The 24,747-nt window shown below is 52.3% G+C and carries 17 protein-coding genes and 1 pseudogene; 13 read left to right on the top strand and 5 right to left on the bottom strand.

Annotated features, from left to right (window positions below):
- Positions 1 to 5: 5 nt before the first annotated feature.
- Positions 6 to 1,601: a glycoside hydrolase family 13 protein gene (locus ACTG19_RS07460; RefSeq protein WP_113738988.1), complete on the bottom strand. Its 1,596-nt coding sequence runs from the start codon at positions 1,599 to 1,601 to the stop codon at positions 6 to 8.
- 631 nt (positions 1,602 to 2,232) lie between these two features.
- On the opposite strand from ACTG19_RS07460, the gene ACTG19_RS07455 reads away from it, so the two are divergent.
- The 4 genes from ACTG19_RS07455 to ptsG all read left to right on the top strand — a co-directional run bounded on the left by ACTG19_RS07455 (position 2,233) and on the right by ptsG (position 8,995).
- Positions 2,233 to 3,525 carry a carbohydrate porin gene (locus ACTG19_RS07455; RefSeq protein ID WP_113738987.1) on the top strand — a complete coding sequence of 431 codons (1,293 nt, stop codon included), beginning with the start codon at positions 2,233 to 2,235 and terminating at the stop codon, positions 3,523 to 3,525.
- Between the two features lie 140 nt (positions 3,526 to 3,665).
- A complete protein-coding gene (locus tag ACTG19_RS07450; protein WP_113738986.1) occupies positions 3,666 to 4,532 on the top strand; it encodes a MalM family protein in 867 nt (288 codons plus the stop codon).
- A 100-nt stretch (positions 4,533 to 4,632) separates the two neighbouring features.
- Entirely contained in the window at positions 4,633 to 7,005 is a 2,373-nt protein-coding gene (locus ACTG19_RS07445; RefSeq protein ID WP_162628349.1) for an amylo-alpha-1,6-glucosidase, read from the top strand.
- A 559-nt stretch (positions 7,006 to 7,564) separates the two neighbouring features.
- Positions 7,565 to 8,995: a PTS glucose transporter subunit IIBC gene (ptsG, locus tag ACTG19_RS07440; RefSeq protein WP_005338586.1), complete on the top strand. Its 1,431-nt coding sequence runs from the start codon at positions 7,565 to 7,567 to the stop codon at positions 8,993 to 8,995.
- Between the two features lie 269 nt (positions 8,996 to 9,264).
- Here ptsG and ACTG19_RS07435 read toward each other — a convergent pair whose 3' ends face one another.
- The 4 genes from ACTG19_RS07435 to map form a co-directional block, all read right to left on the bottom strand.
- On the bottom strand, positions 9,265 to 9,648 hold the full coding sequence (locus ACTG19_RS07435) for a DUF3461 family protein (protein ID WP_005338583.1): 384 nt from the start codon (positions 9,646 to 9,648) through the stop codon (positions 9,265 to 9,267).
- Positions 9,649 to 9,774: 126 nt separating this feature from the next.
- Entirely contained in the window at positions 9,775 to 10,602 is an 828-nt protein-coding gene (gene dapD, locus ACTG19_RS07430; protein WP_005338581.1) for a 2,3,4,5-tetrahydropyridine-2,6-dicarboxylate N-succinyltransferase, read from the bottom strand.
- A gap of 174 nt (positions 10,603 to 10,776) precedes the next feature.
- Positions 10,777 to 13,413 (bottom strand): bifunctional uridylyltransferase/uridylyl-removing protein GlnD, encoded by a 2,637-nt coding sequence (glnD, locus tag ACTG19_RS07425; protein WP_113738984.1) that lies wholly within the window; start codon positions 13,411 to 13,413, stop codon positions 10,777 to 10,779.
- Positions 13,414 to 13,498: 85 nt separating this feature from the next.
- On the bottom strand, positions 13,499 to 14,287 hold the full coding sequence (map, locus tag ACTG19_RS07420; protein ID WP_005338579.1) for a type I methionyl aminopeptidase: 789 nt from the start codon (positions 14,285 to 14,287) through the stop codon (positions 13,499 to 13,501).
- A gap of 371 nt (positions 14,288 to 14,658) precedes the next feature.
- Here map and rpsB point away from each other — a divergent pair, with 371 nt between their 5' ends.
- The 9 genes and pseudogenes from rpsB to bamA all read left to right on the top strand — a co-directional run bounded on the left by rpsB (position 14,659) and on the right by bamA (position 24,667).
- Positions 14,659 to 15,387, top strand: coding sequence for a 30S ribosomal protein S2 (gene rpsB / locus ACTG19_RS07415; protein ID WP_005303470.1), 729 nt, complete (start codon positions 14,659 to 14,661; stop codon positions 15,385 to 15,387).
- A gap of 104 nt (positions 15,388 to 15,491) precedes the next feature.
- Positions 15,492 to 16,373, top strand: a complete 882-nt coding sequence (tsf, locus tag ACTG19_RS07410) for a translation elongation factor Ts (RefSeq protein WP_005338578.1) — start codon at positions 15,492 to 15,494, stop codon at positions 16,371 to 16,373.
- A 71-nt stretch (positions 16,374 to 16,444) separates the two neighbouring features.
- Positions 16,445 to 17,179: a UMP kinase gene (gene pyrH, locus ACTG19_RS07405; protein ID WP_005338577.1), complete on the top strand. Its 735-nt coding sequence runs from the start codon at positions 16,445 to 16,447 to the stop codon at positions 17,177 to 17,179.
- Between the two features lie 101 nt (positions 17,180 to 17,280).
- Positions 17,281 to 17,838 carry a ribosome recycling factor gene (gene frr, locus ACTG19_RS07400; protein WP_005338576.1) on the top strand — a complete coding sequence of 186 codons (558 nt, stop codon included), beginning with the start codon at positions 17,281 to 17,283 and terminating at the stop codon, positions 17,836 to 17,838.
- A gap of 72 nt (positions 17,839 to 17,910) precedes the next feature.
- Complete coding sequence (gene uppS / locus ACTG19_RS07395) at positions 17,911 to 18,687, top strand: polyprenyl diphosphate synthase (RefSeq protein ID WP_005338574.1); 777 nt, start codon at positions 17,911 to 17,913, stop codon at positions 18,685 to 18,687.
- 27 nt (positions 18,688 to 18,714) lie between these two features.
- A complete protein-coding gene (locus ACTG19_RS07390; RefSeq protein WP_026034918.1) occupies positions 18,715 to 19,572 on the top strand; it encodes a phosphatidate cytidylyltransferase in 858 nt (285 codons plus the stop codon).
- Positions 19,572 to 20,767: pseudogene (gene ispC, locus ACTG19_RS07385) on the top strand (1-deoxy-D-xylulose-5-phosphate reductoisomerase). Before ACTG19_RS07390 ends, ispC begins: the two are co-directional and overlap by 1 nt.
- A complete protein-coding gene (rseP, locus tag ACTG19_RS07380; RefSeq protein ID WP_439988932.1) occupies positions 20,767 to 22,119 on the top strand; it encodes a sigma E protease regulator RseP in 1,353 nt (450 codons plus the stop codon). The pseudogene ispC and the gene rseP overlap by 1 nt, the downstream one beginning before the upstream one ends.
- Before the next feature lie 34 nt (positions 22,120 to 22,153).
- Positions 22,154 to 24,667 carry an outer membrane protein assembly factor BamA gene (bamA, locus tag ACTG19_RS07375; RefSeq protein ID WP_439988931.1) on the top strand — a complete coding sequence of 838 codons (2,514 nt, stop codon included), beginning with the start codon at positions 22,154 to 22,156 and terminating at the stop codon, positions 24,665 to 24,667.
- The last annotated feature ends 80 nt before the right edge of the window (positions 24,668 to 24,747 follow it).

Below are 24,747 nucleotides of genomic sequence, written 5' to 3'. Positions count from 1 at the left end.
TATCGTTATTTTGTGGTTAGCCACACAACAGCTTCGAGTGGTCTTAGCTCATCTGAGTTGCTTGGTGTTGGATAGTTTGTTAGTAATGGCTCTAATGTTGCCAAGTCGTCTTTATGCACAGGTATGGCTAAAGGTGTGGTAGTCAGGTTTGCCATGACGATCAAGGTTTTTCCCTGCCATTGACGGCTGTAGCAGATATGGTTTGAGGTATCACTACTGAGCATAGTGAAATCCCCCTCGCGAATAATATCTAGTTTTTTTCTGAGAGAGATCAATGTGCGATAGCAGTTGAATACAGAGTTATCATCATGTTGTTGATTGGCGACATTGATTGAATGGTAATTTTCATTCACTTGGATCCAGGGAGTGACAGTGCTGAAACCGGCATGGTTAGTATCATCCCATTGCATGGGGGTTCTCGCATTATCTCTGCTAATTTTGCTGATTCTGGTCAATACTTCTGATTCGGTTGCATCATTGATATGGCTGTTAAAGTAGTTTTTAGCCTCTATGTCACGAATCTCAGAAGGGTGCCATTGGCGATTGGTCATACCCAGTTCTTCACCTTGGTAAATAAATGGCGTTCCTTGTTGCATGTGTAGAATAATTGCCCATTGCTTTGCACTTAACTCTCGCCATTGTGGGGTATCATTACCAAATCTTGATACGGCTCGAGGTAGATCATGATTGGATAAGAACAAACTATTCCAACCTTGGTTGCGTAGTTCACATTGGTTTCTGGTAAACACATTCTTGATTGTCTTTATATCGATGTGAGATTGCCATTTATCATGGCCGAATCCCAAGTGCTCGAAGTTAAACACCATAGAAAATTCATCCCCAGCGGGAGATGAATAGCTCTTCATGTGTTCAAGGTCTGCTGACCATGTTTCGCCAACCGTGATAATATTCTTGCCTCCAAAAGTGGAGTGGTTCAGCTCCTTGATGTAATCATGCAGGCGTGGGCCATTGCTCATGCTGCGAGTCGGCCAGTTTTTGCTGATCATATCGATCACGTCGAAGCGGAATCCTTTTATGCCTTGGTCTAGCCAAAACTGTACGACTGCAGCCATAGCCTTACGTACATTTACATTATCCCAGTCTAGGTCTGCCTGTGTAATATCGAAATTATGCAGATAGTACATATCAAGTGCAGGTACATATTCCCAAGCATTACCACCAAAAATGGATGTCAATGGGTATTCATTAACGAATTGCTGATCTCTAAATACATAGAAATCTTGATAGTATTTGTCTCCTGCCAATGCTTTTTTAAACCAGGAATGTTCGGTAGATGTGTGATTGGCAACAATATCCATCATGATGCCTATGCCTAGCGTTGCGGCCTCTGATATGAGTGCCAGCATATCTGAAAAGGAACCAAATGCTGGATCAATATCATGGTAATTACTAATGTCATAGCCATTATCCCGCTGTGGAGAAGCATAAACCGGGGTAAGCCACAGCATATCAACACCTAACTGGGACAAGTAACCAAGGCGAGATCTGATACCATTGAGATCACCAATTCCATCCCCATTACTGTCTTGGAAGCTGCGTGGGTAAATCTGATAGATAACACTATTCCGTTCAGTTTTCATGGAGACCCCTTGGTTCTAATTTATTAAGTTAAATGTAGTGATAAATTATTCATGGTTACAGATATTTAACTTTGGCAATTGTAATTGATGTCAATTGAAAATCATAAGTACTCATTGGTTTGAAAAGGTTTGCAGTCTGTTGTAACTCATCATTCTGGGAGCTTGATCACAACATCAGTATTCCATAGAGATATGTGATTTTGTGGTTGTGCTTGCAGAAAAATAACCTGTGATGCAATTGACTTCAGTGGTGGTTAAATATCAAGCATCATGAAAGCGATTTCAATCATAGAATTGGTTTATAAATCGGCAAAAATAATGAGCGACGTGATTGGTTAGTTCGGGATTGATATCGTTTTCAAGGGGTGCATTGTTGCGCTAGACTTGCGAGTTTTGGCGCGAATTCACTCTTTGTTGCTTTTTGTTGATGCATTATTGCTTTATTGTTCTATTATTTGGTTTTTGTCTTTGTGATGCTCGTCACTTTTACAATGAAGATTGGAAATGTATAGTGCCCCTCAAGTTCACATCACGTAATAAACAGTTAGTTGTGAACAATTATAAAAACACGAGTTATTCCTTTAGTTTTTAGTGATTTGCTATTTCTACTTCCTATTAAATGGAGTTAATGATGACTAACAAAAGTGTAATTGCTACTGCAGTGGCTTCAGTTTTATTTGCTGGGTGTGCCTTTGCTCAAGATGCGGCTAAAGGTACTGATGTGTTGAAGGATGGATGGGAGGTTCATGGTTATGGTTCCATGAACGTAAGAAACATCGATGGGGAAACGGTAGATACCGAATTTGGTAAACCAGACTATAAAACTGCAGGTACTCATGGCAAGAGCACCAACCAGGTGGAGTTTTCTCTGAAAAAGCATACCGAGCATCAAAATGGTGCATGGTCTGATTTTGTACTGCGTTCAGAGTATGGCAACGGTAACTCCTATGCTTATTCCTCCGATGGTAGCCAGAAGAAGAACGATGAAGCCCAATTTGAAGTGAAAGAGGCTTTTGTCGAAATCGGTGGTCTCTCCTTCCTGGGGGAAGATACGTCTGTTTGGGGTGGTCAGCGTTACCTCAACCGTGCTGCAGGCTTGCTCTCGGGTGAATACTGGAAGCAATCTTCTGGTGTGGGCACCGGTGTACAGACCAAAATTGCCGGTAACACGGCAGGCGTTGCCATGGTGATGGCTGATCCTGATGCTGGGAAGCAACCGGGTGATCGTTCGCCAGAGCGTGAGACACTAACCAGCTACGATTTTTATTACTATGGGGTTGATGTCGGCTTCGGTAAGCTTGATTTCGACTTCAAATATATGAAGCAGGCCAACAAAGACAGCGATAGTGAGGATGGTATTGGTGCCGGTGTGACCTTGAACACCAACTATTACGGGCTGGATGGTTGGGCGCAGAGTGCCGTCGCGTATGGTAAAGGTGTGGCTCAGAACCGTGGCCTTAACTTTGGTAGCTGGTCCGGTGGTGATGATAACGCAGAGTCCATCTTTGCAACCACCTATGGGGTATGGAACATCTCTGACCGTTGGCAGATGGGCTCTGAGGTAACCTATTTTGCCGCGCTGGATGAGCTGTTTGGTGCTGAGGATTTGTCTCGCTTCTTGGTTGCTGTTCGTCCCTCTTACAAGATCAACGATAACCTTCGCGTAGAGATGACCGGTTCATATGGTCAGGAGAAAGGTGCAGAGGGCTATTGGACCCGAACTGGCGATGCTGTAAAGGGTGAGTACTATAACGTAGAGCTGGCTCTGCCTATCACCGTTAATGCTGATTACTTTGGCCGTCCGCAAATTAAACCTTATGTCAGCTATATCGCTGCTGATGATGCCGCCAGTGCCAGCACTATCGGTATCAAAGATGGCAAAGATGAAACAGTTGTTGGTGTTCATACCGAAATTTGGTTCTAAGAAATATGTTACAACAATGGGCAGCATTTATGCTGCCCTTTTTGTTGGTAGATTCATTGATACAATGTGCTAAATTGTTTACGGTAGATACTTTAAGTGAACTTGTATCATCGTGATTTTTTATTTTAGGATGAAAAGATATGAAAAATGTAAGCAGTATTTCATGCTTGGTGTTTAGCGCATTGATATCAGGGTGTGCCGTCAATCAACCATCAGTGTTGAATGTTATGCCACCGAGTGACACAGAGTTATGTTGTGCGAGTTACTCGCAACTACCCTATGTTCAGTTAAATGACAATGAAACTGTCAAGTTTAATATTGATGGAGCATCCCCTGCTGCATATTTTGCTGGTGGTAATAGTCACTTTGCAGCATTCAAATTTGGTGAGCGAGGTCTTGACATTACAGTATCACTGTCAAGTTATTTTTATGACGGATCCGTATTCGCTCCAGAAATTGCTTTGTTGAGTGCTGATTTTAAAGTGGTGAAATATGTCAAGAATAGTGTTTTTAAGGTGTCAACCTCAGATGCATTTACTAAATCAAGATATAATTATCGTCTGAAGATAAACACCATTGAAACTCCATATATGGTGGTGTATACCCCATCTGAACTGTTAGGAAAAAAAATAACCACGACTCATCCGGCACGAGTCCGTGCGCAAGAGTTGGGTGAACCTATGCCAATGGTCACAGACCCAGCGTATACCTTCCAAAATGGTGGTTCGCTGGAGTTGTCTGTTGAGTTGTTAACCCTGAAACCCGTGGTGAACCAACCTGTAGGTGCTGTTATGACATCAAGGGTAGTGGCTGTTGGGGCTGTGGATAAAAAGGCAGCCATCCCTGCCGTGATTCAGGACGATACCAAGCATTATTACCTAAATGCAATTGAGCAAGCTGCAAAAGGTAAAGATATTCAGAAAGCATTAGCTCTGCGTGATGAAGCCAAAGCATTGGGTATTGTTGAAGCTGAAGCTATGTTTATTAAATCCATAAGTGCCAAGTAATCATCATTATTATCTTTAAATGTCTCACCTTGCGGTGAGACATTTTATCTTTTTGGTATCCATTGGTTGTCTTTGTAATTTTATTTATATGGAGGTTTTTATGGAGAAAATATCTCAAGGTGGTGATTTTCATGATGGTGAAATGAAAGGTGAATGTGAATACACTGCTCGTGAGCAAAATAAGCATCCATCGATGAATGAGCTATTTGATGCATTGGCCATAAATAGTAGAGAAAGTATTGATTATGTCTTTTCTGATAATGTAGATGGTTTTTATTCTGGTTGTACACACATATCAGAACGATGTGGCAAGTATATCAGTGGTTCACATCCTGTTTTGACTGGATACCGATTCCATATTAATAATGGAGTCTGTGATCGAGCTACTGCGCTTAACGCTACATTGTTGCCATATGGTGTATCACACTACTATGATAATGCCTGTGAGCATATGTCATTGATTAGTGGTCAGCGCTTACTTTCATTTACTATTGAAAGTGAGTTGAATAGCTTGCTAGCGGCTGAGTTCTCGATTGGTTCGCAATTGTTATTGCATAAGGCGGGACATAACAATCCCGCATTAATTGTGTATGAGTTGCTGGATTGTCCTGCTTCATGTCGTTTCATGGCATTATCAAGCAATCATCCTTTTACGGTAGCTGTCAGTGATACGGTATCAGATCCTTTGGATGGCGCCGATAATAAAAAAATTCATCTATCTTCCTTGGCTGAGATTTCAGAACTTGCGATATACATCGGATTTTCTGATTCGAAAGAGGCTGCTGTCTCTATAGTTTCTGAGGCTATTACTGGTGATGAGATAAGTCAACATAAGAAAAGAGTCTATGACTTTCTCATGGGTAGCTATTTTTGGTGCAGCGATACGGAATATAGCAAAGCTGTTATGTGGGCTAGATTGGCGAGCCAATCATTTGTCAATACAGAGTTCGGTTACGGTATCTGGGCAGGTTTTCCATGGTTTAAAGATATTTGGGGGAGAGATAGTTTCATTTCTTTGCCTGGAATATGTCTGGTCAATGGACAGTTTGATATTGCGAGGAAAATTATTGAAAATTTTGCCACCATGCAAAATTGCAATGTGCAGTCAGTTGACTATGGCAGAATACCTAATCGGGTCACCAGTAAAGATAACATAATATATAACACTACAGATGGAACGCCTTGGATGATAAGAGGTGTTCTGGAATATATTAATCATAGTGGCGACTTGGCATTCGCGAAAGTCATTTATCCAGTGATCAAACGATTTATTGAGGGAGTCGAAAAAAATTATCTGGATCATGATGGTCTTATGAAGCATAAGGATCCAGATACCTGGATGGATGCGAAAATTGAAGGTGTGATCCCTTGGTCACCGCGTGGTTGTAAGGCCAATGATATTCAGGCATTGTGGTTTGAGTCTATTGGGGTTGCTAAAGAGTTAGCGCATCTTATTAGTGATCAGGTAGGCGAAAAAAAATATCTTGCAATGTCTGAAAAAATCAAAGAAAGCTTTGTTAAAAAATTCTGGGATGCTGAGAGAGAAATTCTTGCTGACCGAATTAATGATATTGATGAGCAAGATTGGAGTATTCGTCCTAATCAGTTGATGGTAATTACTATTCCGCACTGTGATATGTTATTGCCGATAGATAATGCTCAACATGTAATAAAAAACAGCATCAATAATTTACTTTTCCCATGGGGTATATGTTCTCTTAGCCAAGACCATTCAGAGTTCCATCCCTACCATGATAATCAAGTTATGTATCATAAAGATGCTGCATATCATAATGGGACGATCTGGGGATGGAATGCCGGTTTTACGATTAGTGCCTTATTGAAGTTTAATAAAATACATGTGGCATATGCATTATCAAAAAATCTTGCTGATCAAATATTGCATCAAGGTTATCGGGGAACTATGAGTGAAAATCTTGATGCCTATCAACACGACCCGGCCAAACTTGTTGAATCAGGAACATATTCTCAAGCTTGGTCGGTAGCTGAGTATACCAGGAATCTGTATCAAGACTATATTGGATATAAACCGGAGTTGCTCCATAAACGAGTCACTATATCACCAAAACTTCCATGTGAGTGGCGCAATGTAGTGGCACGATTGCCGCTAGGGGGTGATAATAAAATCATCTTAAATATAAATGTTGAAGATGAACGTACAATTTACTGTTTAAGTACGGAAAAACCCCTGGATAATATATGTGTGATTATTAATCTACCATTGCAGAGTGGTGACACATGGACCGTTAAGGCAACGCTAGGACAGGCAGTTAAAATAATGGTTAACATTAAAGACTGCGTTGCTGAGGGTGTAATTATTGAATGTGTGAAAAACTTGACTGAGACGTACCCAGTTCTTGATGATATTTCATTTTCTATTCCCAACTGGAATATTAAGCATCAAGCTTTGCAAGAAAATAATTTTTTATTGCGTAAGCGATACAGTCTGTGAGTCATATTGATAAGGTGGAGTATGTGTTTAGCAGGTGCGTGGTATTACTAACAAATAGTAATGTCTCATAACTTGCACATACGAGGACATCATATAAAATTTTTCTAGGGGGCCGTAGAGCCCCCTATTATAGTTATGAGTAACAACTCAGCTGTCAGTCGTTCATGCTTGGGTTGTGTTTGTCAGGTAAGTCATTTGTGGTCATACTGGGTGCCCGTAGTACCATGGAAAACAATTCAACACGTTACATTTAGTTACATTTTGAATTTATGTGATACCATGTGAATTGTTGTTGGCACACTTTGATACGATTATTTTATTTTATCTGTGGTAGTGTTATATTGCGGATTATCATCTTGTTTTTTATGAATTGTAAAGTTGTGATCTTCCCTCCAAATTCAATATTCCCCCGCCTTCGAAAGCAGCAATTTATGACCCGCTGGGTTATATTCTGATGGTCAAAATAAACAAGCCCGACTCGAAGATATCTGAATGAATCAGTGCTTATTTCATCCAGATAGATCGTTCAGGGACGACAATCCATTCAGGAGCGCACACAATGTTCAAAAATGCTTTCTCTAATCTGCAAAAGGTTGGTAAGGCGCTGATGCTGCCAGTATCAGTCTTGCCAGTCGCAGGTATTCTGCTGGGGGTGGGTGCTGCCCACTTCAGCTGGATGCCGGAAATTGTCTCCCAATTGATGGAGCAAGCCGGTGGTTCTGTATTTGGCCAGATGGCCCTGCTGTTCGCAGTGGGTGTTGCTCTGGGCTTTACCAATAACGACGGTGTATCCGGTCTGTCAGCCATCGTTGGCTACGGCATCATGGTCGCAACCCTGAAGGTCATGGCACCTGTGATGGGTGTTGAAACCATCGAAACCGGCGTGCTGGGTGGTATCCTGGCCGGTGGTATCGCAGCCTGGGCGTTCAACCGCTTCTACAAGATCCAGCTGCCAGAGTACCTGGGCTTCTTCGCGGGCAAGCGTGCCGTACCCATCATCACCGGTTTCCTCTCCATCGGTCTGGGTGTGATCCTGTCCGTGATTTGGCCGCCAGTGGGTGGCGCCATTGGTGCCTTCTCTGACTGGGCTGCCAACCAGAACCCGGTACTGGCCTTCGGTATCTACGGCGTGGTTGAGCGCTCCCTGATCCCGTTCGGTCTGCACCACATCTGGAACGTACCGTTCTTCTATCAGGCTGGTACCTGCGTCAACGGTGCCGGTGAAACTGTTCACGGTATCATGACCTGCTTCCTGACTGCTGATGACGCTTCCCGCGCTGCCGGTAACGGTTTTGGTCAGCTGGCTGGTGGCTACCTGTTCAAAATGTTCGGTCTGCCTGCTGCTGCGTTCGCCATTGCTCACGCTGCCAAGCCGGAAAACCGCGCCAAGATCGTTGGTATCATGGCCTCTGCAGCCCTGACCTCTTTCCTGACCGGTATCACCGAGCCGATCGAGTTCTCCTTCCTGTTCATCGCTCCGGTTCTGTACGCAATCCACGCTGTACTGGCTGGTCTGGCTTATGTGCTGACCAACTCTCTGGGTATCGTACACGGTCACACCTTCTCCAACGGCTTCATCGACTTCGTGGTGCAATCACCGCGTGCCGACAACATGCTGCTGCTGGTTGGTCTGGGTCTGGTTTACGCGGCTATCTACTACGTCGTATTCAGCTTCGTTATCCGTGCCATGAACCTGAAAACCCCGGGTCGTGAAGACGAGACTGCTGAAGAGGCCGTTGGCCAAGGCAAAGACGAGATGTCTGCTGCTCTGGTTGCCGCCTTCGGTGGTAAAGAGAACATCGCTTCTCTGGATGCCTGCATCACCCGTCTGCGTGTTGGTGTGAAAGATGTTGCCAAGGTTGACCAGGCTGGTCTGAAGAAACTGGGTGCTGCCGGTGTGGTAGTGGCTGGTTCCGGCGTTCAAGCCATCTTCGGTACCAAGTCCGACAACCTGAAAACCGACATGGACATCTGGATGAAGAGCAACTAATCCTGTTGCCTGAATATCAGCGTGTTTGAAGAGGGAGGCGAAAGCCTCCCTCTTGCTATTTCTGGTTATGGATCGTGCGAGTCACAGCAGGTCGAACTCGGCAGGAGTCTCGTTACCCAAGATGCGATGTGTAACGGGATGCCCTATGTCGGCACAACCGCTGGTGTGCCTCGCTCGACTTATCGCATGTCATCACCTGATAAACCTATATAAAGTCAGCCAATAAAAAGAGCGCCACATTGGGCGCTCTTTAAGCAAGAGGGGGAGGGTTAGAGTTTCTCCAGATCCCGTTCGATTTCGCTGATCTTGTTTTGTACCACTTTTTCCAGATGGCGCAGGTCGCGCAGGATCTTTTGCTTGATGTCCGGGTCGGCTTGCTGATGGACGCCCTGGGTCAGGTTGTCCAGCTCATCCACCACATATTTGAGGTTGGCGTTGATCTCGGTGACATCCTTGTACTCATGGGTACCGGAATCGACCAGCATGGTCTTGCGCTGGCGTGGATACTTGAATTTGACACTCTTGGCGAAGAACTCGCCTTTCTGCTTCTTGAAGTAGATCTTGAGGATGTCGTGGTTGGCCTCCTGGCGCAGGGTATAGCTGTCGACGGAGGCGGGATCCTGGATCCCCAGGCTCTTCAGATTCTCGTACATCAGGCTTCCTCGGTTTGAAACGATCCTGTCCCATCCATCTTAACCGATGCCTCATGGCTTGCCTGTGACAGGGGCGCCAAAATGAAAAGGGCGCCATCAGGCGCCCTTTCATCACAGCAATGCTGATTACTCGTCGATGGAGCGCAGCAGGGCGTTGATGCCGACTTTGGCACGGGTCTTGGCATCGACCTTTTTGACGATCACCGCCGCGTAGAGGCTGTACTTGCCGCACTTGGAGGGCAGGGAGCCGGAGACGACCACGGAGCCAGCCGGTACGCGGCCGTAGTGGATCTCGCCGGTTTCACGGTCATAGATGCGGGTGGACTGGCCGATGAAGACGCCCATGGAGATGACGGAACCTTCCTCGACGATCACCCCTTCAACCACTTCGGAGCGGGCACCGATAAAGCAGTTGTCTTCGATGATGGTCGGGTTGGCCTGCAGCGGCTCCAGTACGCCGCCGATGCCGACGCCGCCGGAGAGGTGGACGTTTTTACCGATCTGGGCGCAAGAGCCGACAGTAGCCCAAGTATCGACCATGGTACCTTCGTCAACGAAGGCGCCGATGTTGACATAGGAGGGCATCAGCACGGTATTAGGGGCGATAAAAGAGCCTTTGCGGGCGGTCGCCGGCGGCACCACGCGCACACCCGCTTCCTTGAACTGCTCGGCAGTGTAGTTGGAGAATTTGAGGGGAACCTTGTCGTAGTACTGGGCATCGTCGCCCTTAATGATGCCGTTGTCGTTGATGCGGAAGTAGAGCAGTACCGCTTTCTTCAACCACTGATGGACAACCCACTCACCGGCGATCTTCTCGGCAACCCGCGCCTTGCCGGAGTCCAGCAGGTCGATGGCTTGCAGGATGGCGGACTTGGTGGCGCTATCCACTGAGCCCGGGGTAATGGTGTCGCGGCGCTCGAAGGCCGCTTCAATGATCTGTTGCAACTCGGTCATGACAGGTTTCCTTTAAAAAATTCTGTTTGTTGTATCACACTTTTCCGACTGTTTTTAAGGGGTTGACCGGAATTCTTCCGGCCAGCGGCCATTTCTTCATCCTGTGTGCGCCAACCAGTTGTTTGGTATGGTAAAAAACGCCCGGCAATCAGCCTCTTTCGAATCACTCTTCGCTTAATCCAGTACCGACTGCTGGGGATTGAGCTGGTGTACCAGTCGCTCTTCCAATTGCTGTTGTTGCTCGGCGGTCAATGGTTCGCCATCGAGGCTGGTCAGGCTGAAAAAGTCCTCGACCCGCTCGCCGAAGGTAGCGATCTTGGCGGCATGCAGTGACAGACCACACTGCTGGAACACGGCACCGATCCGTGCCAGCAGGCCGGGAGTATCGAGGGCGGTCAGCTCCATCAGGGTGTGGCGGCTCTCCCCCTTGTGTGGCAGAAAAACGACCCGGGTTGGCACGCTGAACTGGCGGTGGCGCCGTGACAGCGGCTTGTTGCGCAGTACCAGCTTGCCCGGCTCCTGCAGTGCTTTCTCCAGCGCCTTCTTGATGGTAGCGGTGCGGTTGGGGCTGATGGGTTCGCCGCTTGGCTCCAGTACCACGAAGGTGTCGAGCACGAAGTTGCTGCGCGAGTTCATGATCTGGGCGTCGTGGATGTTGAGGTTCTTCTGATCCAGCGCCGAGGCCACGGTGGCAAACAGATTCGGCGTGTCGCGGCAGTAGATAAACACTTCGCTGCCACCGCGGGTCGGGTGTTTGCCGATCAGCACCAGCGGCGCCGGGTTGTCGCCATGCTCGATGATGTGGCGGCAGTGCCAGGCGATCTGCTCCGGGCTGTGGCGCAGGAAGTAGTCGGCCTTGAAATCGGCCCAGAGCTGGTTGATTGCCTCTTCCGATACATCCCGTTGCGCCAGCAGTTGCTTGGCCTGACGCTGGTTTTCGCGAATGCGCAGCCGCATGTCGGGCGGGTTCTCCAGCCCCTGGCGCAGCGCCTTCTGGGTGGCGAAGTAGAGCTCCCGCAGCAGGGTGCCCTTCCAGTCGTTCCACAGGGTATCGTTGGTGGCGCAGATATCGGCCACGGTAAGGCAGTAGAGCAGGTCGAGATGCTGTTCGTCGCGCACCTTCTGGGCAAAGTCGGTGACCACGTCGGGATCGTAGATATCGCGGCGCTGGGCGGTAACCGACATCAGCAGATGGTGGCGCACCAGCCAGGCGACCAGTCGGCTCTCGTAGCGATCCAGACCGTGCAGCTGGCAGAACTCCAGCGCATCGACGGCGCCGAGCTCCGAGTGATCGCCACGCCGCCCCTTGGCGATGTCGTGGAACAGGGCGGCGATGCTGAGCAGCTCCGGTTTGCGCAGCCGGGTGAAGACCTCGTGGCAGAGCGGGTGGCTCTGGCGACTGGCCGGATTGGGAAACTGATGAATGTTCTTGAGCAGCCTGTGGGTGTGCTCATCTACCGTGTAGGCGTGGAACATATCGAACTGCATCTGGCCGACGATCAGGTTCCATTGCGGCAGATAGGCGGCGAGGATGCCGTATTTGTGCATCAGGGTGAGCGGCAGGCCGATGCCGTTGGGGTGGCGTAGCAGCGCCATAAAGAGGCGACGGCAGTCAGGCAAGTCCTGCAGCCAGCAGTTGAGTTTGCGGCGTGCCTCGCGCAGTTGGCGCAGGGTTGCCGAGTGGATGCCGGCAATCTCGGGATGCTGGGCCATCTGATAGAAGAGGCGCAAGATGGCGGCCGGTTCACGGCTAAACAGCTCCGCATCCACTGCATCGATGAGGCGGCCACGGAGCTGGAACTCGTCGGAGAGGCGGCGCACATCCATGGCGGTGTTGCCGAGGATCGCCTCGTCAAACAGCTGCAGCAGCATCTCGTTAAGCTCGGCGACCCGCCGCACCGTCTGGTAGAAGCGCTTCATCATCTGCTCGACCGGAGTGTTGCCTTCCCCCTCGAATCCCAGCATCTGGGCTACGGTGCGCTGGCGATCGAACAGCAGGCGGTTATCTCCCTTGTTGATGGCCATGTGCAGGGCAAAGCGCACTTTCCAGAGAAAATTCTGGCAGTCGAGCAGCTCGCGGTACTCGGCCCGATTGAGGAAGCCGTGGCTGGTCATCTCGAACAAGGTAGTGGCGCCGAAGTGGCGGCGGGCGACCCAGGCGAGGGTTTGAATATCCCGCAGGCCGCCTGGATTGCTCTTGAGATCGGGCTCCAGCTTGTAGGCGGTGCCGAGAAACTGCTGGTGACGTTCAGCCTGCTCCTGGCGCTTGGCGCGAAAGAAGGCTTCGCTTGGCCAGAAGTGCTGGGGGCCGGTGGCCTCTTTCAGTTGCCGGAAGCCCTCCTGGCGACCTGTGATGTAGCGGGCCTCAATGAGGTTGGTGGCGACCGTAATATCGGCACGCCCCTGCTCGAGACACTCCGCCACGTTGCGCACCGCCTGACCCACCTCCAGCTTGAGATCCCACAGCAAGGTGATGAACTCGCCGATCCGCAGTCCCAACACCTCGTCCAGTTCGTCGCCGTCATAGAGGATCAGCAGGTCGATGTCGGAGTGGGGGTGCAGCTCGCCACGGCCATAACCGCCTACCGCGATGAGGGTGAGGTCGCTCTTGTCGAAGCCGAACTTCTGCCACAATCGGCAGAGCAGCTGATCCATGTATTCGGAGCGGGTGGCGACCAGCTCGATGATGTTGTCGCCGGCATCAAAACGGGCGTGCAGCCAGCCGAGAAAGCGGCTCAGGTACTCTTTGCAGTTGTCGCGAGTGAGCTGGTCATCGGGTAACAAATGGGGGGAAAGCAGGCTGGCGTCCATGGCATCTCACACACAGTGGCAGGCAAACGGCTGAAACAGAAGTAAAAACCCCGGCGCTTTGGAAGTTCAGGGCCGGGGTTCGATGTTAGCTGTGTTTGATGAAGCGGTCGATAGTGTCATCGGGGCGCAGGGTGAGCACCTCGCAGCCATCCTCGGTCACCAGCAGGGTGTGTTCCCACTGGGCGGAGTCGCCGCCATCCTTGGTGGTCACGGTCCAGCCATCCTTCGGATTGACCTTGCAGTGATACTTCTTGCTGTTGACCATGGGCTCGATGGTGAAGCACATGCCTGCTTTCAGCTCCAGCTTGCCGCTGTTGCGATAGTGGAGGATCTGCGGCTCTTCGTGGAACTCGGCACCGATACCGTGACCGCAGTAGTCACGCACCACGGAGAAACCGGCCTTCTCGACGATGGGCTGGATCACTGCGCCGATTTCGGTGATGCAGGCCCCCGGACGCACCTTCTTGATGGCGGCGTAGAGGCTCTCTTGCGCAACCTTGCAGAGCTGGCGGCGCAGCGGGGTGGTTTCACCCACGATGAACATGGCCGAGGTATCGCCGTGGTAACCATCCTTGATGACGGTGATATCCAGGTTGATGATGTCGCCATCGCGCAGCTTCTTGTGATTCGGGATACCGTGGCAGATCACATCGTTCACCGAGGTGCAGATGGATTTGGGGAAGCCGTGGTAGTTGAGCGGAGCTGGAACCGCCTGTTGTACGTCGACAATATAGTCGTGGCAGAGGGTGTTCAGTTCGTCAGTGGTGACGCCAGCTTTGACATGGGGCGCAATCATGACCAGCACATCGGCGGCCAATTGGCCGGCAACGCGCATCTTTTCAATCTCTTCCGGTGTCTTGATTTTAATGGACATGGGATCTCTCTTGCGGCCTGCCGCTGGGCCTGCGAGGGCAGACAGGACAGGTAATGAAAAATAGATGCGTTTGCAATCAGGGCAAAATTTTATCCGCAACCCCCGTGTACTTCCAGTGTGATTGTCATCACAACGTCAAATCGGCGTCGCAGCATCCTCTGGCGGGATCCATATTTACACCTGTTTAGGGTGTCGGCCGGTGGTGTCCTGAACAAAGTTATGGTATAAAGCGCGCCGGAATGGGGAACTTGCGTCCCGATTTCATCACCCTTACTTAAACAACACACACACATCGACACATATGCCGGGGTGCCTTAACGGGTCGGTTATATGGGATGTGTGGAGGCCTAACCCCAATACAGAGGTATAAAATGGCTAAAGTTTCTATGCGCGACATGCTGCAAGCCGGCGTTCACTTCGGTCACCAGACTCGTTACTGGAACCCGAAAATGAAATCCTACATCTTCGGTGCCCGCAGCAAAGTTCACATCATCAACCTGGAAAAAACCGTTCCGATGTTTGACGATGCCATGAACTTCATCAGCTCCGTAGCTGCCAAGAAAGGCAAGGTACTGTTCGTTGGTACCAAGCGTGCCGCGTCTGAAGCCGTAAAAGAAGCCGCTGAGCGTTGCGACCAGTTCTATGTAAACCACCGCTGGCTGGGCGGTATGCTGACCAACTGGAAAACCGTTCGTCAGTCTATCAAGCGCCTGAAAGATCTGGAAACCCAGAGCCAGGACGGTACCTTCGACAAGCTGACCAAGAAAGAGGCGCTGATGCGTACTCGCGAAATGGAAAAGCTGGAGAAGAGCCTGGGTGGTATCAAGAACATGGGCGGCCTGCCTGACGTTCTGTTCGTTGTCGATGCCGACCACGAGCACATCGCTATCAAAGAAGCCAACAACCTGGGTATCCCGGTAGTTTCCATCGTTGATACCAACTCCAACCCGGACGGCGTTGATTACGTCATCCCGGGTAACGACGACGCTATCCGTGCCGTACAGCTGTACCTGAATGCTGCTGCTGACACCGTACTGGAAGCTCGCGCTCAGGACATCGTTGTTCAAGCCGAACAAGATGGCTTCGTTGAAGCTGAGTAATTGATAAGGACTGTAAAGCCCTTATTAACCAAGCTGATGTAATTGGTTAGCAGGGGCCCTTGTGGCCCCTGTTTCTTGTCAATTCAAGACCGAGGATACTGGACATGGCTAACGTTACTGCCGCCCTGGTAAAAGAACTGCGCGAGCGCACTGCCGCTGGCATGATGGATTGCAAAAAAGCACTGGAAGAAGCTGCTGGTGATATCGAGCTGGCAATTGAGAACATGCGCAAATCCGGTCAGGCCAAAGCCGCCAAGAAAGCTGGCCGTATTGCCGCTGAAGGCGTTATCTTTGCTCGCACCGAAGGCAACGTTGCCGTCATGATCGAGCTGAACAGCGAAACCGACTTCGTCGCCAAAGATGCCAGCTTCATGGCAATGGGCCAGAAGATCGCTGACATCGCTGCGACCCAGAAAATTGCTGACGTTGACGCGCTGAAAGCCGCTGACTTCGGTAACGGCGAATCCGTCGAGCTGACTATCACCAACCTGATCGCCAAGATCGGTGAGAACATGAACCTGCGTCGCGTGATGCTGGTTGAAGGTGACAACCTGGGTACCTACGTTCACGGTTCCCGCATTGGTGTTATCACCAAGCTGACCGGTGGTTCTGCCGAGCTGGCCAAAGATCTGGCCATGCACGTTGCTGCCAACAGCCCGCAATTCGTCAAGCCTGAAGACGTGTCTGCTGAAGTCGTTGCCAAAGAGCGCGAAATCCAGATCGACATCGCCATCAACTCCGGCAAGCCGAAAGAGATCGCCGAGAAGATGGTTGAAGGCCGCATGAAGAAGTTCACCGGTGAGGTTTCCCTGACTGGTCAACCGTTCGTGAAAGATCCTTCCATGACCGTTGCCGAGCTGCTGAAGAAAGAAGGCGCTGACGTTGTCTCCTTCACCCGTTTCGAAGTGGGCGAAGGCATCGAGAAGCAAGAGACCGATTTCGCTGCTGAAGTTGCAGCCCAAATCGCGGCCGCTCAAAAGGCCTAATCGAACCGGTTTTTCCGTTTCCCCAGACCGCGACTTATGTCGCGGTCTTTATATGACCAGGAATCAGTGACATGAGTACCAATCCCAAACCTGCATACAGACGTGTTCTTCTGAAGTTGAGTGGTGAAGCCCTGCAAGGATCCGAGGGTTTCGGCATTGATCCGGCGGTGCTGGAGCGGATGGCCCAAGAGATCAAAGAACTGGTTGAGTTGGGTGTTCAGGTCGGTCTGGTCATCGGTGGCGGCAACCTGTTCCGTGGTGCCGGTCTTGCCAAAGCGGGCATGAACCGCGTGGTGGGCGACCACATGGGTATGCTGGCAACCGTGATGAACGGTCTGGCCATGCGTGATGCCCTGCATCGTGCTTATGTGAATGCCCGTCTGATGTCTGCCATCTCCCTGCAGGGGGTCTGTGACTCCTACAGCTGGGCCGAGGCAATCAGCCAGCTGCGTGCTGGCAAAGTCGTTATCTTCTCTGCCGGTACCGGCAACCCCTTCTTCACTACCGATTCTGCGGCTTGTCTGCGCGGGATCGAGATCGAAGCTGACGTGGTGCTCAAAGCCACCAAGGTTGATGGTGTATACAACGAAGATCCGGTCAAGAATCCGGATGCCGTGCTGTATCATGAACTGAGTTATGATGAAGTTCTTGAAAAAGAGCTCAAGGTGATGGATCTTGCTGCCTTTACCCTGGCACGTGACCATGATCTGCCGATCCGCGTGTTCAACATGAACAAACCGGGTGCCCTGCGCCGGGTTGTCATGGGTGAACCGGAAGGCACTCTGATCCACCACGTTGGTAAATAAGATAAAAGTGAGCCACCTGGCGCTCTTATCCTATCCATCACGTCAGTAAATAAGATAGACACGGGCCGTGTAGCGGCTCGTTCGCCAAAAGGAAAACCACTGTGATCAACGAGATTAAAAACGACGCCAAGGACCGTATGGGCAAGAGCGTAGAAGCGCTCAAGACTCAAATGTCCAAGATCCGTACCGGCCGCGCTCACCCGAGCCTGCTCGACGGCATCCAGGTTGAGTATTACGGTGCTGCCACTCCGCTGAAACAGTTGGCCAACGTCGTGGCAGAAGATGCTCGCACCCTCTCCATCTCCATTTTTGACCGCTCCATGATCCAGGCGGTAGAGAAGGCGATCCTGACCTCCGATCTGGGCCTGAACCCGTCCAGCAATGGCCAGACCCTGCGCGTGCCGCTGCCGCCGCTGACCGAAGAGCGCCGTCGCGACCTGACCAAGATCGTCCGTGCCGAAGCGGAAAATGCCCGTGTTGCCGTGCGCAACATCCGTCGTGACGCCAACGCTGATCTGAAAGCGCTGCTGAAGGACAAAGAGATCTCCGAAGACGACGACCGTCGCGCCCAGGAAGAGATCCAGAAACTGACCGACTCCTACATCAAGCTGGTCGATGAGGCCCTTGCCGTAAAGGAGAAGGAGCTAATGGAAATCTAACCGTCTGAAAGGTATATTACGAGCGCCGTGTAGTGCCCCTGCACGGCGCTTTTGTCTTTGTGGGAGAATTACATGTCGCTTTTGGCTGCGTTGGGTGATTGTGCCAACTCGTCTTTACCCCGTCACGTCGCCATCATCATGGATGGTAACGGTCGCTGGGCCCAGAACCGAGGCAAGATGCGGGTTTATGGCCACAAGGCGGGCGTCAAGTCAGTGCGCGAGGCCGTTACCTTTGCTGCGCGTGCCAAGATCGAGGCATTGACCCTGTTTGCATTCTCCAGCGAGAACTGGCGCCGCCCGGAAGGGGAGGTCAGTGCCTTGATGGAACTGTTCATCACAGTGCTGGGTCGTGAGGTGCAGAAACTGCACAACAACGGGATCCGGCTCAAGGTGATTGGCGATACTGCTCGCTTTAGTGAGCGGTTGCAGGCCAAAATCGCCAAGGCGGAAGCCTTGACCGCCAATAACAAGGGGTTGACCCTGAACATTGCGGCCAACTATGGCGGCCAGTGGGATATCGCCCAAGCTGCCCGCAAGCTGGCTAAAGCAGTGGCGGCCGGTGAACTGGCCGCTGACGACATTGATGAATCCATGTTGACCCGCGAGGTTTGCATGGCCGATCTGCCACCCGTGGACCTGTTGATCCGTACCGGTGGTGATCATCGCATCAGCAACTTTGTGTTATGGCAGCTCGCTTATGCCGAGCTCTATTTTACCCCGGTATTGTGGCCCGACTTCAACGAGGCCGAGTTCAGTGAGGCGGTCGCCTCTTTCGTTGCCCGCGAGCGTCGCTTCGGTTGCACGGGTGAACAGATACGGGAATTGATCGCCGAGCAGCAGACCGGCTAAACCCCGCTCCCAAGAGAGAGGTTTCTTTTGCTAAAACAACGAATTATTACTGCTTTGATGTTGATCCCCCTGGTGTTGGGGGCGCTCTTCTTTCTGCCATTGAAATTTTTTGCCCTGTTGGCTGCGCTGGTGTTTTTGTTGGCCAGTCGCGAATGGAGCGGGTTTGTCTCTGCTGCTCCGCAGCAATGGTTGCCCATCGTATTTTGTCTGTTGCTCGGTGCCAGCCTCTTTTGGCTGCCAGTGGAGCAACTCTGGACGCCCCACCTGCACCCTCTCGTGATGGGTGTGCTCTGGACAGCGGTAAGCTGGTGGTTGCTGGGTCTGCTGCTGGTGCTGCGCTATCCCCAAAGCGCCAAGCTGTGGAAAGAGTCTATCTGGCTCAAGTCGCTGTTTGGTCTGGTGACCCTGGTTCCTTTCTTCTGGTCGCTGGTCGCCATCCGTGGTTACAACTTTTACCATGACCCCATGATGGGCGCCTGGATCCTGTTGTTCGTGATGGGACTGGTCTGGGCGGCAGATTCTGGCGCGTATTTTTTCGGCAAGGCGTTCGGTAAGCACAAGCTTGCCCCCGCCGTCAGTCCGGGCAAGACCATCGAAGGAATGTGCGGTGGCCTCTTTACCGCCAGCCTGCTGGCCATCGGTGTCACCTGGTCGATGGGATTTGTTCCTGCCAAGATGATCACCGTGCTGTTTTGCTCTCTGCTGGCGGTGCTTGCTTCCGTGCTCGGTGATCTGACCGAGAGCATGTTCAAGCGCGAGGCGGGCATCAAGGACTCCGGCACCCTGTTGCCTGGACATGGCGGCATTCTCGACCGGATCGACAGCCTGACCGCCGCCCTGCCGGTGTTTCTGCTCAGTTATCTGCTACTCAGTCAGGAGTTTTGATGCACAAGTCACTGGTTATTCTGGGGGCCTCCGGCTCCATTGGTCAGAGTACCTTGAAAGTGCTGCGCCATAACCCGGGCAGTTGGCAAGTGTTGGCGTTGACCGCCGCCCGCAACGTGGATGCCATGTTGCGGGACTGCCTCGAATTCTCCCCCGTTTTGCCGTGATGGTCGATGAGGATGCCGCCCGTGAACTGGCTGCCCGTCTGAAAGCGCACGGCAGTGCGACCCGGGTCATGTCTGGTGCAGCAGCCCTTTGCGAGGTTGCCGCTCACCCCGACACCCATAGCGTGATGGCCGCCATCGTCGGTGCTGCCGGACTGGCCCCGACCATGGCCGCGGTACGTGCCGGCAAGCGAATTTTGCTGGCCAACAAGGAGGCGCTGGTGATGTCCGGTGCTTTCTTCATGGAAGCCGTGCACGAACATGGCGCCGAGCTGCTGCCCATCGACAGCGAACACAATGCCATCTTCCAGTGTCTGCCGACCGCCGTGCAGCGCCAGCCCGGTTTTTGCGATCTGGCGGCGGCGGGGATCAGCAAGATTTTGCTGACCGGTTCTGGCGGCCCGTTCCGTTACACCGAGATCAGCGAGCTGGCGAAGGTGACGCCGGCGCAGGCCATCGCTCATCCCAACTGGTCGATGGGGGCCAAGATTTCGGTCGACTCCGCCACCATGATCAACAAGGGGCTGGAGTACATTGAGGCGCGCTGGCTGTTCAATGCGGCGCCCGAGCAGATCCAGGTGGTGATCCACCCGCAGTCGGTGATCCACTCCATGGTGCAGTACAAGGATGGCTCCGTGCTGGCCCAGCTTGGCAATCCGGATATGTGTACCCCCATCGCCCATGCGCTGGCTTATCCCAATCGCATCCCCTCCAGTGTGGAACCTTTGGATTTCTTCAGTGTCGGAGAGTTCAGCTTTATCCGGCCTGATTATGATCGCTATCCCTGTCTGGCACTGGCCATCAATGCCTGCCAGAAGGGACAAGCGGCGACCACTGCGCTTAATGCAGCCAACGAGGAGGCGGTTGCCGCCTTCCTGGCCGGGCGCATCGGCTTTATGGATATTGCCCGGATCAACGAGGCAGTGATGCTGGTGCTGGAGAGCAGCGCCGTCGGCTCGCTCGATGATCTGTTTGCCCTGGACGGTGCGGCAAGAGCCCGTGCTCACACTTTGATTGAGGAGCTTGGCTGATGGGCGGTGTGTTGTGGAATATCGGTGCCTTTATTGTTGCGCTGGGCCTGCTGGTCGCGGTGCACGAGTTTGGTCACTTCTGGGTGGCCCGTCGTTGTGGCGTCAAGGTTGAGCGCTTCTCCATCGGTTTTGGCAAGGCGATCTGGCGCCGGATGGGTAAAGATGGCACCGAATATGTGCTGGCGCTGATCCCCCTCGGTGGCTACGTCAAGATGCTCGATGGCCGGGTCGATGAACTCAAGCCCGGTGACGAGCAGTATGCCTTCAACCACAAGAGTGTCTGGGCGCGGATGGCGATTGTTGCCGCGGGCCCCATGGCCAACTTCGTGTTTGCCCTGTTTGCCCTCTGGCTGATGTTTATCATCGGGGTTCCGAGCGTCAAGCCGGTGATCGGTGAAGTGCGTCCGTCATCCATAGTTGCCGAGGCGGGTGTGCTGCCGGGGATGGAGATTGTCGGGGTCGGCGATGAGCAGACCGGTGACTGGGAGAGCGTCACCTACGCTCTTATCAGTCATCTGGGTGATGATGCAGTCACCCTGAAAGTGCAGGCACCCAATACCAGCTATGCCACCGATAAAACCTTGTCGCTGACCGGCTGGACCTTCGATCCGGATAAAGAGTCGCCCATCGGCAGCTTGGGGATCGTCCCCCTGAGTGGCAAAGTGCTGCCAGTCGTGGCTGCAGTGGTGGCCAAGAGTGCCAGTGAAAAGGCGGGGCTGCAGGTCGGTGACCGTATCAAACAGGTCGGCGATCAGCCTATTACCGCGTGGGCCGAGTTTGTCGAGCTGGTGCAGCAGGCTCCGGGCGAACCCCTGCAAGTGGTGGTTGAGCGCAACAACAGTGATCTCAACGTGACCCTGACCCCGGATAGCCGCAAGGTGCAGGGCAAGCTGGTAGGATTCGTCGGTCTCTCGCCGCAACTGGTTCCATTACCGGATGAATATCGAATTCTGTTACAGTATGGGCCTTTGCAGGCGCTGTGGTATGGCGCGGACAAGACCTGGAGCCTGATAACGCTCACCTTTGACATGATTGGCAAGTTGATCGGTGGCATCGTGTCGCTGGACAACCTGAGCGGCCCCATCTCCATTGCCAAGGGCGCCGGCAGCAGTGCCGACTATGGTCTGGTCTATTTCTTGAGTTTTCTGGCGCTGATCAGCGTCAACCTGGGAATTATCAATCTGTTCCCCCTGCCGGTGCTTGATGGTGGCCATCTGGTCTATTTCCTGATCGAAGCGGTCACCGGCAAGCCGGTATCAGAGAAAATACAGGAAGTGGGTTTCAGGATCGGCGCCGCCATTCTGATGTTATTGATGGGCATTGCGCTGTTTAACGATTTCGCTCGCCTCTGAGGCCAGAGCATCAACAAGGACACATAAGAACAAAATGGCTGTTAAAAAAGCATTGGTGTTGAGTTGCCTGCTGGGTGCCAGTTTCCTGGCCCAGGCGGCCCCTGCCTCTTTTGTGGTGCAAGATATCCAGGTCGAAGGTCTGCAACGGGTGACCCTGGGTGCCGCACTGTTGAACCTGCCGATCCGGGTCGGTGATACCGTCGATTCCGTGGCTCTGGCCAGCGCCATCAAAAAGCTCTATGCCTCGGGTAACTTCGAGGATGTGAAGGTTTACCGTGACGGCCAGGTGCTGCAAGTGATGGTCAAGGAGCGTCCAACCATCTCCAGCATCGAGTTTGCCGGTAACAAGGATATCAAAGAGGAGCAACTGACCCAGAGTCTGGAGTCCTCCGGTATCCGTGTGGGCGATCCGCTGGATCGCACCGTGCTCACCTCCCTCGAGAAGGGGCTGGAAGATTTCTACTATGGCGTGGGTAAATACTCCGCCAAGGTCAAGGCCATCGTCACCCCGTTGCCGCGCAACCGGGTCGACCTCAAGTTCACCTTCGTGGAAGGGGAAGCGGCCAAGATCCAGCAGATCAACATCGTCGGCAACAGCATCTTCCCTGAAGAGAAGCTGATTGCCCAGCTCTCCCTGCGCGACGAAGTACCCTGGTGGAACTTCACCGCCGACCAGCGCTATCAGAAGCAGAAGCTGGCGGGGGATATCGAGACCCTGCGCTCCTACTACATGGACCGCGGCTATATCCGCTTCCAGCAGGAGTCTACCCAGGTCTCCATGACCCCCGACAAGAAGGGCGTCTATGTCACCCTCAACATCAAGGAAGGGGATCAGTACAAGGTCTCCGGTGTCCAGCTCAAGGGGGACCTGATCGACCGCGGTGGCGAGATGAAGGGATTGATCCCGATTGCTGCCGGCAGCACCTACTCCGCCAGTCAGGTGACTCATACCGAAGAGGTGCTCTCCAAGTTCCTCGGCCGTTACGGCTACGCCTATCCGAAAGTGGTCACCTTCCCGCAGATCAATGACAAGACCAAGGAAGTGGAGCTGATCGTCAACGTTGAGCCGGGCCCCCGTGTCTATGTGCGTAACATCAACTTCAGCGGTAACGCCACCACCGAAGATCAGGTACTGCGTCGCGAGATGCGCCAGATGGAGGGCACCTGGCTCTCCTCCGACAACATCGAGCAGTCCAAGAGCCGTCTCAACCGCCTTGGCTACTTCGAGAGTGTCGAAGTGGACACCAAGCGGGTGCCGGGCAACGATGATCTGGTTGACCTCGACTTCAAGGTCAAGGAGCAGCCAGCAGGCTCTATCAACGCCGGTATCGGTTACGGCACCGAATCGGGTCTGAGCCTGCAGGCGGGGATCTCCCAGGACAACTTTATGGGTACCGGTAAAAAGGTCTCCATCAACGCCAGCACCAACGACTACTCCAAGAATGTTGACCTGAGCTACAACGACCCCTACTTCACCGTAGATGGTGTCAGCCTGGGTGGTCGGGTCTACTACAACCAGTTCCGCGCCGATGATGCCGATATCGTCGATTACGAGAACGAAACCATCGGTTTCCGTCTCTCCAGCGGCTTCCCGGTCAACGAGTTCAACCGTCTCGACTTCAGTACCGGTATTGAAAGCTCCAAGCTCAGCCGACCGACATTTAATGAGGCAAAATTCAAGGAGTGTATCGGTTCTGATGGCGTTGACGAGAACAACAATTGTTATAACCAATGGAATGACAACCGTCAGTCAGTGCAGATGGATCAGTTCTGGGATCTTTATGCCAAGGGTGAGGATAGTGTTGAGTTCGTGACAGTCGACCTCACCGCTGGTTGGACCCGTTCAACCCTGAACAAGGGGATGTTTCCGACCGCCGGTGAGCGTCAACGAGTGAACGCCAAGGTGACTGTGCCGGGTATGGAGCTGCAGTACTACAAGCTCTCCGCCGAAGATGCCCATTACTTCCCGCTCGATGTGGATCATAGCTGGGTGATGATCGGCAAGGGACGAGTCTCCTACGGAAATGGCTATGGAAATAGCAGCATGCTGCCGTTCTTCGAAAATTACTATGCCGGTGGTTTCGATACGGTACGTGGCTTCAAGAGCAATACCATAGGTCCCAAGGCTATTTACAAGCAGTACAAGAATAATGGCTCCGGTGCTCCGACTGAGACTGGATATTACGAAGGTTCCGATACCTCGGTGGGTGGCAATGCGCTGGCTGTGGCTTCCTTCGAGCTGGTATTCCCGACCCCGTTTGTCTCAGAGACCTACCGTCCGCAGATCCGTACCACTGCATTTGTCGATGCAGGTACTGTCTGGAGCACTGATTTTGCCAACGGGGCATATCCCTGTACCGCCAGTTCTAATTGCAACTACTTGAGCCAGGACTACTCCAGCCCGAGCAATATCCGGGTCTCTGCCGGTGTCTCCCTGCAGTGGCTCTCGCCGATGGGCCCGCTGGTGTTCGCCCTGGCCAAGCCGATCAAGCAATACGAAGGGGATCGCACCGAGTTCTTCTCCTTCAACATCGGTCGTACTTTCTAAGCAGAGTTTCACCCCCACCCATGCGGTGGGGGTCTTCAATGATGGGACGCGCGGTATGCGTGCCTCACCAGGTAACAAGA

The sequence above is a fragment of the Aeromonas sp. 3P genome (assembly GCF_051919745.1).
Taxonomy (GTDB): domain Bacteria; phylum Pseudomonadota; class Gammaproteobacteria; order Enterobacterales; family Aeromonadaceae; genus Aeromonas; species Aeromonas veronii.
This window is presented reverse-complemented; position numbering and strand designations above follow the sequence as displayed.

Bases quoted from the DNA above. Each gene is read 5' to 3' on its own strand.
- ACTG19_RS07460 (WP_113738988.1), bottom strand. From the start codon at position 1,601: ATGAAAACTGAACGGAATAGTGTTATCTATCAGATTTACCCACGCAGC.
- ACTG19_RS07455 (WP_113738987.1), top strand. From the start codon at position 2,233: ATGACTAACAAAAGTGTAATTGCTACTGCAGTGGCTTCAGTTTTATTT.
- ACTG19_RS07450 (WP_113738986.1), top strand. From the start codon at position 3,666: ATGAAAAATGTAAGCAGTATTTCATGCTTGGTGTTTAGCGCATTGATA.
- ACTG19_RS07445 (WP_162628349.1), top strand. From the start codon at position 4,633: ATGGAGAAAATATCTCAAGGTGGTGATTTTCATGATGGTGAAATGAAA.
- ptsG (WP_005338586.1), top strand. From the start codon at position 7,565: ATGTTCAAAAATGCTTTCTCTAATCTGCAAAAGGTTGGTAAGGCGCTG.
- ACTG19_RS07435 (WP_005338583.1), bottom strand. From the start codon at position 9,648: ATGTACGAGAATCTGAAGAGCCTGGGGATCCAGGATCCCGCCTCCGTC.
- dapD (WP_005338581.1), bottom strand. From the start codon at position 10,602: ATGACCGAGTTGCAACAGATCATTGAAGCGGCCTTCGAGCGCCGCGAC.
- glnD (WP_113738984.1), bottom strand. From the start codon at position 13,413: ATGGACGCCAGCCTGCTTTCCCCCCATTTGTTACCCGATGACCAGCTC.
- map (WP_005338579.1), bottom strand. From the start codon at position 14,287: ATGTCCATTAAAATCAAGACACCGGAAGAGATTGAAAAGATGCGCGTT.
- rpsB (WP_005303470.1), top strand. From the start codon at position 14,659: ATGGCTAAAGTTTCTATGCGCGACATGCTGCAAGCCGGCGTTCACTTC.
- tsf (WP_005338578.1), top strand. From the start codon at position 15,492: ATGGCTAACGTTACTGCCGCCCTGGTAAAAGAACTGCGCGAGCGCACT.
- pyrH (WP_005338577.1), top strand. From the start codon at position 16,445: ATGAGTACCAATCCCAAACCTGCATACAGACGTGTTCTTCTGAAGTTG.
- uppS (WP_005338574.1), top strand. From the start codon at position 17,911: ATGTCGCTTTTGGCTGCGTTGGGTGATTGTGCCAACTCGTCTTTACCC.
- rseP (WP_439988932.1), top strand. From the start codon at position 20,767: ATGGGCGGTGTGTTGTGGAATATCGGTGCCTTTATTGTTGCGCTGGGC.
- bamA (WP_439988931.1), top strand. From the start codon at position 22,154: ATGGCTGTTAAAAAAGCATTGGTGTTGAGTTGCCTGCTGGGTGCCAGT.